The organism is Bacillus sp. JJ783 (genome assembly GCF_036963225.1).
GTDB lineage: Bacteria > Bacillota > Bacilli > Bacillales > Bacillaceae_G > Bacillus_A > Bacillus_A cereus_U.
Genome location: NZ_JBALMG010000072.1, coordinates 1 through 11,172, shown reverse-complemented (window position 1 = coordinate 11,172; position 11,172 = coordinate 1). Strand labels below are relative to the sequence as shown.

The window sequence follows — 11,172 nt, the reverse complement described above, 5'->3', positions numbered from 1 at the left end:
ATCCGAATTTCATTTTCGGAAGTTCAGTTTAATTTAAATACCTTTCAAATCCCTTTCATAAATGTTACAAAAGTCTTTCATAACCTTATTTCTTTTCTGAGGTAACAGGAAGAGTAAACCAAAATTCACTTCCTTGTTTACCATCTGAACGATCTTGCACACCAATTTCACCTTTGTGCATTTCAATTAACGATTGTGCAATGGCTAATCCAAGTCCGGACCCTCCAGATTGTGAACTTCTTGATGGATCTGTTCTAAAAAAGCGTTCAAATATGCGCAGTTGATCACTATAAGCAATGCCTTTTCCTTCATCACGTAAAATGAATTGAACATGCTGCTTCTGCTTATCTTCCTCTATAATTAACTCGATTGCTCCACATACTGGAGAATATCGAATCGCATTATGTAACAAATTACTGATAACCCGTGCTATCTTACAAGGCATAATCCAGAGTTTAGGAAATGTATCAGAAACGCGTAATTGTAAATGGATCTGTTTTTCTTTTAATAAAATAGAATGCGAATCTAGCACTTCTAATAGAATACGATCCATATGTGTAAAACTTGGATAAAAATCTTCTTGTCCAAGTTCCAACTTAGAAAGATCAAATAAATCATTGATAAGTCCACTTAATCTTTGTATTTCTTTATGGATTGTCGTTAAGCACTGCGCCTTCATTTCGGGATTCTCAATTACATCATCTTGTAATGATTCTATCATCAACTGTATGCTAGCTATAGGTGTTCGTAAATCATGTGAAATATTCGCAATAAGCTCTGTACGCGCTTTCTCTCCTTCTTCTAACTGAATAAACCCTTCCTCTAAATTTTTAGCCATTTGTTGAAAAGCAGTCGCTAATTCTTTAAACTCTTGTGGTCCATACCCAATCCTATACATCGTTCCAAATTGTCTATCACTATATTTTGTTAATGCAATTAAATTTTGAATCGATTCCGTAATAGGGCGTGTTAATATCCAGTAAATCATCGTTGAAAACGCCATTGCTACGATTACAATTCCTATAAATAATTGCGTTTGTTCTAGTCTAAGTAACATTTTCATTTCGCTATACCAAATAGCAATTAGCATAATACTGGTGCTTAATATATTCATCAATAATAATTGATTTCGTAATTTCATATTGTAGTTCCCCCTTGTTGTAACATAAAACGAATATCAGTAAACCCATCTTATCTTAAACATCTTTCAATTTTCTTTCAAAACTGTAACAAAATTCTTTCAAGAGTATCACTAAAGATCAAAAGGCTGGATTGAAATTGCGAAGCTCACCTTAAACCAAAATTAAATTAATATTTTCATAGCATACCCACAGAAACCTTTTTAAAATTCATTGATTTAAACACAGAAGAAATAGGGTTCTGGTGCAAAAACTATAAGATTTATGTAACTAATCTCTGAAACTTGGACATACTGATACTAGTACTCTAAAAAAGGACCTGATCAGTATGGAAAAGCAAAACCTATTCAAGTGGAAACATTATCAGCCTGAACTAATCTTATTAACAGTAAGGTGGTACCTACGGTACAATTTGAGTTTCCGTAACTTGGTGGAAATGATGGAGGAAAGAGGATTATCCATTTCTCACACAACGATTATGCGCTGGGTTCATCAATATGGACCTCAATTAGAAGAGAAAGTACGACATCATCTAAAATCAACCAATGATTCATGGAGAGTCGATGAAACCTATATTAAAGTAAAAGGGCAATGGATGTATTTATATCGTGCCGTTGATTCAAAAGGGAATACAATTGATTTTCATCTAAGTAAATCAAGAGATAAACAAGCCGCCAAGTGCTTTTTCAAGAAAGCCCTGGCTTTTTCGTACGTTTCTAAACCTCGCGTGATAACAGTAGATAAGAACCCTGCCTATCCTGTAGCAATTCAAGCGTTGAAAGAAGAAAATCATATGCCTGAAGGCATTAAGCTAAGACAAGTTAGATATCTCAATAATATAGTGGAACAAAATCATCGTTTTATTAAGAAACGTGTGCGTTCTATGTTAGGGTTCAAGTCTTTTGGCACAGCTACATCCATTCTTGCAGGAGTAGAAGCTATGCATATGATTAAAAAAGAACAGATTGATTTACGGGATCAGTCTGTTCAAAATCAGAAAGAATTCATCCATCAATTGTTTGGGCTAACAGCATAAAATACAATTCTGCTCGAAATATATGCGCTATATTCTCTTTTATTTTATCTTTGCACCAGAACCTGGAATAATCTCTTTATCCCACTCAAACCACTTCAGAAGGTGGCCAACCATAATTTTGAAGCCCAAAACAATAAACACCACCTTTTGAAGTGCTTCCTGTCGATTAGTCAGTTTTCAAAAATACAATTAAACAACCTGAATTCCATATTTATAGGAACTCACGTTGCTTCTTTTAACTATTATCTTAGTATTTATAAACATACATATCTTTCTGGGGAAAGCATCTAGCAAAATTATATATCAATCAATAATATAAAAAGATCCCTTCTACCTTAAGGTAGAAGGGATCTTCTCATTTCTATTTCAAACTACCCGCAATCTCCGTAAAGATAACCCCAAGCGCATGCGCACCTGCATCAGGATAGCCTAAACTTCTTTCACCAACTGTACCGGCGCGGCCCATGCGAGCGACGATTTCTTTCGTATACTCTGCTCCTTTAACCGCTGCTTCTGCTCCTTTTTCAAAGGCAGTTTTCACGTCTACTTCGTTTGAAGCGCTATCTAACCAAGAGTCTACACATGGAGCAAGTGCATCAACAAGCGTTTTATCACCAACTACCGCTCCTCTACCGAATGATCTTTCACCGATAGATTGTATACCTTGCAGTGCTGCTTGTAACATTTCAGCGAACTCTCCTACTGTTAACTCACGTTTTTCGCCTGCTGCTTTACTAGCTGCGCGGAACGCACCGCCCCAAATCGGACCAGAAGCGCCGCCGCAATGTTCCATAATAATCATAGAACAACCGTCAAGGAACGATCCGATCGTTACATTCTCTTGTTCTACAATAGAATGCCATTCACGTTTTAATTGCTTAAATCCTTTTGCAACACTCATTCCGAAGTCGCCGTCACCTGCATGTGTATCTAACTCACAGAACGGTACTTCATTTTTAATAATAATGTCACTCATTTTATCAACGAGATAAACCATATTGTTTAATGTAATGACATTATCTTTCATAACAGCGTGCTCTTCCGCTGTTTCTATTTCAAAGGAAACTTCCTTCTCTTCTACATCTTCAAGCACATTCACGTACTCTACACTCTCAACTGGTCCATCTACTTTAAACGCTGGTGTATTACACTCTTTCGATAATAACGTTTTTAACTCGTCATCTAATTTCATTACTGTTAAAGACATACCAGCCATATCGATACTCGTCATATAGTTACCGACGAATACTCTATTAATTTTAATGTTTCTTGCAGCTAGTTCTCTCGTAACTGCATTGTTAAATAGGTAAAGTTCTTGCAGTGGTGTGCCGCCAAAACCATTTACAAGAAGCGCGATTTCCTCGCCATCTTTTACTCCTAAATCTTTTACTAAATCATTTGTCATACGGTTAGCTAATTCATCTGCTGACAGCGTTTTTTCACGTTTAATTCCTGGTTCGCCGTGAATACCTACGCCGTATTCCATTTCATCTTCCGCAAGTGTAAAAGTAGGTGATCCGCTTGCTGGAACTGTACAAGAAGTTAACGCTAAACCGATTGTGCGCACGTTAGCCGCTGCTTTTTCTGCGATAGCTTTCACCGTTCCTAAATCCATACCTGCTTCCGCTGCTGCGCCGGCAATTTTATGAACTAAAATAACTCCCGCAACGCCGCGGCGTCCTACTGTGTACAGACTATCTTCTACCGCAATATCATCGTCCACTTTTACGTAGTCTACTTCAATTCCATCTTCAGTCGCTAAATGCGCCCCGTTTTTGAAATTCATAATATCGCCGCTGTAATTTTTAATAATTAATAACGTACCTTTTTTACTTGCCGTCTCTTTAATCGCTTGATATACCTGAATTTGCGAAGGAGAAGCAAACACATCTCCGCACACTGCCGCATCTAACATTCCTTTTCCGACTAGTCCCGCATGTGCTGGCTCATGACCACTACCGCCGCCGCTAATTAACGTTACTTTATTTTCATTCATTTCTTTCTTCTTAATCACTTTATATTTTTTCAAAAACTCAAGCTCTGGATGAGCCATAACCATTCCGTTGCACATTTCCATTACTAATGTTTCTGGTTTGTTTATAATCTTTTTCATTGTGATTCTCCCTCAATTCCTTTAATATATTGTGATATATTTGAAATCTTCTTCTTACTACTCATGTTAAAATGAAAGCGTTTTATAGTAAACGGACAAAAAGGACAATCTGTCTAAAGACACCGCTCTCATTTATAGATAGGATTTTTATATTAGGCTATTTTCGTATAGATTGTTGCTCTCTTGAAAATACTGATTATGGTTGAATATAATGCATTTTCAGGAGGCGTTCAATGATGTGGAGATACGTATTATTTGGATAGTTACCTCTACTGGTATCGTTGGCTTGAGTTACATAAAAACTTAGCATTTGAAAATCGAGTAGAGCAAATGCTTATTTCAGCTTGTCAAAAATCTAACTATTTCACAGTTGAAGCATTAAGAAAAGATAAAAAGCATCATTAATCAGATGCTTTTTAGGTAGATTCAGTGGTTTATTGTTATGTAACTAACGGAGCAGTTTAGTTGAATAAGAAAAAAAGATTAATGCGTATTTGACTTAAAATGCGATACAAAATGAACTGTACAAGGATGACAATTCATTTAATAGGTAGGTATTATTTCACATTCTTTAGAGGGGAAATTACCTTGTTATAAAAAAATCTTTCCCATTTAGCTAACAAACCGTTCCCATTTTCACCACGCTGAATTTCAATTTCGTGGTTTTTATGACATTCTGCTATTCGTTTATTATGCTCTTTGTGCAAATGATGGAGAGCTACTTGTTTCATTATTATCCCTCCTTTCGATTAACCATAATTATATATCCTGGGTTGATTATAGCAAAGTATTCTACACGTTTTGTAGATTAAATCTGCCTTTTAGTTTTAACAGCAACAATCTTTGAGAAAACAGCCTTATATTACTAACATTCTAGGGATGATTAAGATGACCTCTTCTATAATTTCTAAAAAGATAATCGCGAATTCATTGAAACATTTAATGGAAACAGAGTCATTTCATAAAATATCAGTGAGCGATATTATGTTACACTGTCAAATGCGTAGGCAAACTTTTTATTATCATTTTAAAGATAAATTTGAACTATTAAGCTGGATTTATAGAGAAGAAACGAAAGAAAACATTATAGACTTTCTCGACTATGAAACATGGGAAAATATTTTCGATTTATTATTTGATTACTTTTATGAAAATCAAAAATTTTACCGAAATGCTTTTAAAGTCATTGAACAAAACTCGTTCAATCACTATTTATTTGAGCATACGAAAAACTTATATATGAAGATTATTGATGAACTATCTATGAGCTGTAGATTAACTCTTTCTATTGAAACAAAAAATACGATTGCCTCCTTTTATAGTCACGGCTTCGTTGGAACGATAAAAGATTGGATTGAAAGTAAATGTGAAGTAGATCCATCCATTATGTCTTCTCTCATGAAAAATATGATAAACAATCAATTACTACTTTTACTTGAGCAATCAGCAAAGTAATCATAAGGTGGCAAAAGCAATGAAAAAGATTATGAATGATGTAGAAAATATTGTTCAAGATATGCTGCATGGCTTTTATTTTGAACATAACGACAAAGTAAACTATGACGAAACACATAACATCATTTATGTAAAAGATATCGAAAAACTGAAGCAAGACGTCGCTATTATAAGCGGCGGTGGGAGCGGACATGAACCTGCTGATATAGGTTATGTAGGAAAAGGAATGCTTACAGCGGCAGTAAACGGAAGTATCTTCACTCCGCCTACAGTCAAACAAATTGCAGCGGCAACTCGCCTCATGCCAAAGGAAAAAAGCATTTTATTCATCATTAAAAACTTTAAAGATGACGTTGAAAACTTCCTAGCTGCAGAACAAATCGCCAAAGAAGAAGGAAGACAAATTGACCACATCATCGTAAATGACGACGTTTCAATTGAAGATGATGCTTCTTTTAATAAAAGAAGACGAGGCGTCGCTGGTACTGTTTTCGTTCAAAAAATATTAGGTGCAGCCGCTCTTGAAGGTCACTCTTTAGAAGAACTAACAGCACTTGGCCGTTCTGTCATCCAAAACTTACACACATTAGGAGTCGCCCTTTCACCTGCAAATGATCCAGTACAAGGAAAAGCTTCATTCACATTAAATGATGATGAAGTGTTTTACGGCGTTGGTATCCACGGGGAAAAAGGTTACCGTAAAGAAGCACTATCCTCTTCTGAAATATTAGCGATCGAACTTATGAATAAACTAAAAAGCATTTATCGCTGGAGAAAAGGCGACAACTTCGCCATCCTCATTAATGGACTAGGTGCGACACCATTAATGGAACAATACATTTTCGCAAACGACATTCGCCGTTTATGTGAGCTGGAAGGCTTACAAGTTAAATTCGTAAAGGTTGGTACCCTTCTCACTTCTTTAGATATGAAGGGTGTTTCGCTCAGTTTGCTTAAGGTAGAAGATTTGGATTGGGCGAAGTGGTTGAAGGCGGATGTTGGAGTGAGTAGTTGGTAACAAATTTGCAATTTATCCACCAGTTCCCACAATCCAATACATGAAATGTCGTTATCCAGTCGGAGGAAGGCACCTTAGGATGTCTTTTCTTTATTTTCAAAAGGACCTGCTCCATTATTGCGTAAAAAACATAAAGTAAGTTGAATCCGTTAAAATACATGAGTGTACCCTTGTTTTCCCCTCTTATTAAAGGAGGAACTATTATGGGATTTGGTGGTAGTTGCGGCGGAAGCTGCGGTTTTTCTGGAGGATTTGCTTTATTAGTTGTATTGTTTATTTTATTGATCATTGTTGGAGCTTCTTGCTTCTGCTAAAAAACTATTGGAAAAGACACTCTTTATATGGGTGTCTTTTCTTTGTAATAAAAAAACTATCCATAAAGGAAAGTTTTTAGGTTTATACATTCAAGTCATCCAAATTAGTTATTTACACAACACTTTATCACTTTCGGTCTTTAGTGTGGTGTGACATACACATAATCCTTCCGCTACACAAAGTTGCTCAACTAACTTTAATTCCTTAGATTCAAAACTTATATAAGTAAAACACCCATCATCATTAAATTCATTTTCTTAAATCAATAGTTAGCTCATCTGTAATCTGCTCAAGATGGAAAAATCTTTTTATATAATGGATATCTGACCACTTTTCTTCCCCACCAATAACAAATAATTCTTGCGCATCATACATAAATGAAAAGCTTGGATAGAAACTATCAGCCTTTAATCCAATCTCCCCAGTATTATTGCTGATAATCTTACAGCCCGCTGAATAACTTAATACCGTATAGAGGGAATCTTGTGCTGATTGGAAGAAATACTTCATAAGTGTAGTTATATCATCACTATTAGTAATTAACACGTTAAAAAAGTTCGTATCCCTTTTCTTATTAGTAAAAACCAGCTCAAACGGGAATTTATTCTCTTCTAAAAACCCTTCAATAAAGTCCCTACACAAATAAGTTTCAAATAACATATACATAGGAAATTTGTTAGTTACGCCTATAAATCCTTTAATGATTTCTTCAAATCCTTTATGCTGATTCCAATTCGTTCCCACACCCATCATAATAGGTTGATTTCAATAGATAGGATAAGGTGATAACCCTTCATCATTTAACATATACACTCGTTTTCCATCTGGATGAAGAGCAGATTGAGACTCTTTTAGTAAGTATTGAGATAATTGAACACGTAACACATTTACACCTACCTATCTTAATAGCTTTTAGAAGCACGCCCCATATTGAACTTTATACCCTTGCACAACACATAATGATGCCCTGTATCTTTACGGAAATGCCATACATTAAATGCACCATTATAACCTTTTCCAGTTGTTTTATGAACTAATTTGCTATATTTATATTATCTGACAGTATCTTAATCACCTCATTGGAGGATTATAGGTCTTCCAAATACAGCTGGATAATAAATTAACATCACACCTACAAGTGAGCAAACTACATAAAAAACAGCCTCGTAGTACTTTAACCGATGAAGCATATATAAAATCATAGTTATGAGTGTCTCATAAGATTTGTCTCAAAACGAGGTGATATTTTGCGGAAAATCGGTTATATTCGTGTCAGTTCGACTAGTCAAAATCCTTCAAGGCAATTTCAGCAATTGAACGAAATCGGAAGGGAACAAATAATCATTCCTTATTCCTTAAAGGACCATTTAATGGAGTACAGGGCAGGAATATTTTGTGGGGAAGTCGAAGTTGTTTTATCGTATAGCAACTACGGTATCGAATTTTTGAAACTATTTGAACATGATGGCATTCACGAAATAAGGTTCGCGAATATTCCAATAGTAGAGGGTTTACGAAGTGTTGTTCGTTAACAAGATGCTATATGACATACCCGAAAACCCAATTTCACATTTTCCTATACTGTGACTTTTCTTTGTTATCATGAATTGCGACAAAGTTTTTTTTGTTTGGAAGGAATTTGTAACAGAATAATTATGAAGAGGACCAGATAATAAATTTTTACACATAAGGAGATAAAACTATGGCAAAAAACAAATTACTAAGAATGGACAATGTCGGCATCGTTGTAGAATCCCTTGATGACGCAATCTCTTTCTTCGAGGAGATTGGCTTGAACCTCGAAGGGCGAGCCACTGTCGAAGGTGAATGGGCTGGCCATGTAACGGGACTCGGTTCTCAGTGCGTAGAGATTGCTGTGATGGTTACCCCAGATGGCCATAGCCGAATTGAACTTTCGCGATTTCTCACCCCACCTACTATAGCAGATCACCGGACTGCTCCTGTAAACGCCCTCGGTTATCTACGCGTCATGTTCACCGTTGAAGACATTGACGAAATGGTATCCAGACTTATTACTAAGTATGGTGCTCAGCTCGTTGGCGAAGTTGTTCAGTACGAGGACTCGTATCGTCTCTGCTACATTCGTGGAACCGAAGGACTTCTAATCGGTTTGGCGGAACAACTCGGTAACAAATAAGTAAGTGATGTTTTATAAAAAGCCTTTAATGAAATATACATTACTGAAGTGAAAATTGAAACAGAAAAGCAGTGTAAAGTAACTCGAAGAAATCGGGTACGTCATATAACACAGCATTCACGCTGCGATTTAAAGAAAATTCTTATTCAATAAAAGGGCGCCTTTCCGAAGTAACGAAAAAAGTCCAATTTCTTAATACCGAGAAATTGGACTTTTTAATATTGTAAACTCCTTAACGTTATAAATCCGCATTTTCCTGACGCTAAGGAAATGTCACTTATTAAAAAAGCCGATTTCCATCTCAAGGAATCGACTTCTTTAGTTATTCTTAATGAACTAACGCATGCGTTAGTTGCATAAGTAAGAGGTTTGAAAAAATAGCCTGTATATATTTGAACGATGAATAACTTACCTATTTTCTTGTGTTTGCACCATATACAGAAAATCGGGAAAAACGTAACATATTATTTATCTGTTTGTTTTTGCTTCTTTTTCAAATACTCCGCACGCAATTTTTCAAGTTGCTGCTTTTTATCAAATTTGGCAGGCGTCTGTTTTTCATGAAACTTTGCCACAGCTGCCTGACCTTTGTAATCCAATTGATATTTTCCCACTTTGTTCACCTACTTTTCTTGTCTTTAAAGAGAATCTATTCAACAAATATACTATACCTTATTTTACTGAAGTAAACCTTATTATTTTATTAGTTGCAAAGTCTTTTTACTACTTGTTTAAAAAAATCTACATCCCCAATATTTCCCTCCAAAAAATCACCCCTTGTTATTAATTTTTCTACTTATATCTATCTTAATCCAAATATCACCTTATCAAACTAACCTGCCCCGTTAGTTTAAGTAGGAAACTTCACAATCTCAATAGAGTAAAGCCTATTGGTACATAATCAAATCACCTTTAAATTAGACTTCATAATGTCTCATAAGACTTGTATCAAAATGCTTATCGTTGTAAATGCGCATTTTCCTGACTCTACCCCATACCCATCACCATCAACCTAATGTTTTCATATACCCCCTAAATGAAAATTTTCTTTCTCTACAGATAGTTACTCTGAGAAGTCAGCTCATTTTTTCGTTTTGGGAGCATTTATTTTTCTTAAGTTGATGGATGTGGGGTACCGCCACATCACCATCAAGCTAAGCTCATGTAACGTCAACGATAAGCGAGATTATTTCTTTTTTTCGAAATCCTATATGTAGGTGCTTTAAAGATTTGCATACGAAATAAACCCTAACGGGTTTCCTTTTTTCAATTAAGCCGCTTGATTATCAGACATGGTACAATTGTAAACAACACCTAATATATCAAAGACTGTTTTCTTCTCATATCGATGAGATTTTCGCCCGTTTTGCTGTAGGAGGTTGAATAGGCGAAATAGAACCTTTGATAGCTCTTGGGTGTCTTTCTGTATAGCTTGGAAAAGAAGAAGAAAATAATCTTTAATCATATATATGGCCTTATACTCACTCAGTTCTCGTTTCTTTTTCATAATAAGTAATTGCCGCATTTGAAACATGATAGAAGAACAGAGTAGAATGGCAATCAACTGTCCATACAAATGGCACTCCCATCTTTCTGGTTTTATCTTTTTACACTGATGAATTTGAAAGAATGACTTCCACGTTTTAAATAAAATTTCGATTTGCCAACGTAAAGAATACCAATCATGTACTTGTCCCATCGGGACAATGTCTGTAGGGGTGTTTGTCATATATACATTGATGCCACTGAGTCGTTTACTACGAGGAGAATACTTCATTCCTTTCTTTTTTTCTCTTACAGTTTGATCTTGTAATCGTTTTTTTTGTTGTTCTTTTGTTAGCTGATGAACAATCACACGAGTAGGTACTTTATCAGTCATTCCTACATAAGCGTCGGATATTTCACATGTTTGTCCTGGGTGAAGAGAGTTCATTAAGA

The 11,172-nt window shown here is 35.6% G+C and carries 10 protein-coding genes and 4 pseudogenes; 7 read left to right on the top strand and 7 right to left on the bottom strand.

The window, feature by feature from the left end; all coding sequences use genetic code 11:
• Positions 1-85: 85 nt before the first annotated feature.
• The gene (locus tag V7038_RS15810) at positions 86-1,141 is read right to left on the bottom strand and encodes a sensor histidine kinase (protein ID WP_335470852.1); all 1,056 of its coding nucleotides are present in this window, start codon (positions 1,139-1,141) and stop codon (positions 86-88) included.
• A 326-nt stretch (positions 1,142-1,467) separates the two neighbouring features.
• Here V7038_RS15810 and V7038_RS15805 point away from each other — a divergent pair, with 326 nt between their 5' ends.
• Positions 1,468-2,175 (top strand): IS6-like element ISBwe3 family transposase, encoded by a 708-nt coding sequence (locus V7038_RS15805; protein WP_002166227.1) that lies wholly within the window; start codon positions 1,468-1,470, stop codon positions 2,173-2,175.
• Between the two features lie 361 nt (positions 2,176-2,536).
• Here the strand turns inward: V7038_RS15805 and dhaK are convergent, their stop codons facing one another.
• Complete coding sequence (gene dhaK, locus V7038_RS15800; protein WP_335470849.1) at positions 2,537-4,288, bottom strand: dihydroxyacetone kinase subunit DhaK; 1,752 nt, start codon at positions 4,286-4,288, stop codon at positions 2,537-2,539.
• Between the two features lie 246 nt (positions 4,289-4,534).
• On the opposite strand from dhaK, the pseudogene V7038_RS15795 reads away from it, so the two are divergent.
• Positions 4,535-4,693 (top strand): annotated as a pseudogene (locus V7038_RS15795) (IS1595 family transposase); the annotation flags it as partial.
• 152 nt (positions 4,694-4,845) lie between these two features.
• On the opposite strand, the gene V7038_RS15790 reads toward V7038_RS15795, so the two are convergent.
• Complete coding sequence (locus V7038_RS15790; protein WP_002202923.1) at positions 4,846-5,019, bottom strand: hypothetical protein; 174 nt, start codon at positions 5,017-5,019, stop codon at positions 4,846-4,848.
• A 157-nt stretch (positions 5,020-5,176) separates the two neighbouring features.
• Here V7038_RS15790 and dhaS point away from each other — a divergent pair, with 157 nt between their 5' ends.
• The 3 genes from dhaS (at position 5,177) to V7038_RS15775 (ending at position 7,075) form a co-directional block, all read left to right on the top strand.
• A complete protein-coding gene (gene dhaS, locus V7038_RS15785; RefSeq protein ID WP_002202924.1) occupies positions 5,177-5,743 on the top strand; it encodes a dihydroxyacetone kinase transcriptional activator DhaS in 567 nt (188 codons plus the stop codon).
• A gap of 19 nt (positions 5,744-5,762) precedes the next feature.
• Positions 5,763-6,761, top strand: a complete 999-nt coding sequence (gene dhaQ, locus V7038_RS15780) for a DhaKLM operon coactivator DhaQ (protein ID WP_070128038.1) — start codon at positions 5,763-5,765, stop codon at positions 6,759-6,761.
• A gap of 203 nt (positions 6,762-6,964) precedes the next feature.
• On the top strand, positions 6,965-7,075 hold the full coding sequence (locus V7038_RS15775; RefSeq protein WP_000505686.1) for a YjcZ family sporulation protein: 111 nt from the start codon (positions 6,965-6,967) through the stop codon (positions 7,073-7,075).
• 250 nt (positions 7,076-7,325) lie between these two features.
• On the opposite strand, the pseudogene V7038_RS15770 reads toward V7038_RS15775, so the two are convergent.
• Positions 7,326-7,961 (bottom strand): annotated as a pseudogene (locus V7038_RS15770) (hypothetical protein).
• A gap of 191 nt (positions 7,962-8,152) precedes the next feature.
• A pseudogene (locus tag V7038_RS15765) lies at positions 8,153-8,245 on the bottom strand (VanZ family protein); the annotation flags it as partial.
• 78 nt (positions 8,246-8,323) lie between these two features.
• On the opposite strand from V7038_RS15765, the pseudogene V7038_RS15760 reads away from it, so the two are divergent.
• Positions 8,324-8,416 (top strand): annotated as a pseudogene (locus tag V7038_RS15760) (resolvase); the annotation flags it as partial.
• 362 nt (positions 8,417-8,778) lie between these two features.
• Positions 8,779-9,234: a VOC family protein gene (locus V7038_RS15755; protein ID WP_002159053.1), complete on the top strand. Its 456-nt coding sequence runs from the start codon at positions 8,779-8,781 to the stop codon at positions 9,232-9,234.
• Positions 9,235-9,698: 464 nt separating this feature from the next.
• On the opposite strand, the gene V7038_RS15750 is transcribed toward V7038_RS15755, so the two are convergent.
• Complete coding sequence (locus tag V7038_RS15750) at positions 9,699-9,848, bottom strand: hypothetical protein (protein ID WP_002069316.1); 150 nt, start codon at positions 9,846-9,848, stop codon at positions 9,699-9,701.
• Positions 9,849-10,504: 656 nt separating this feature from the next.
• A partial coding sequence (locus V7038_RS15745; RefSeq protein WP_335470845.1) for an IS4 family transposase occupies positions 10,505-11,172 on the bottom strand: 668 nt, incomplete at its 5' end.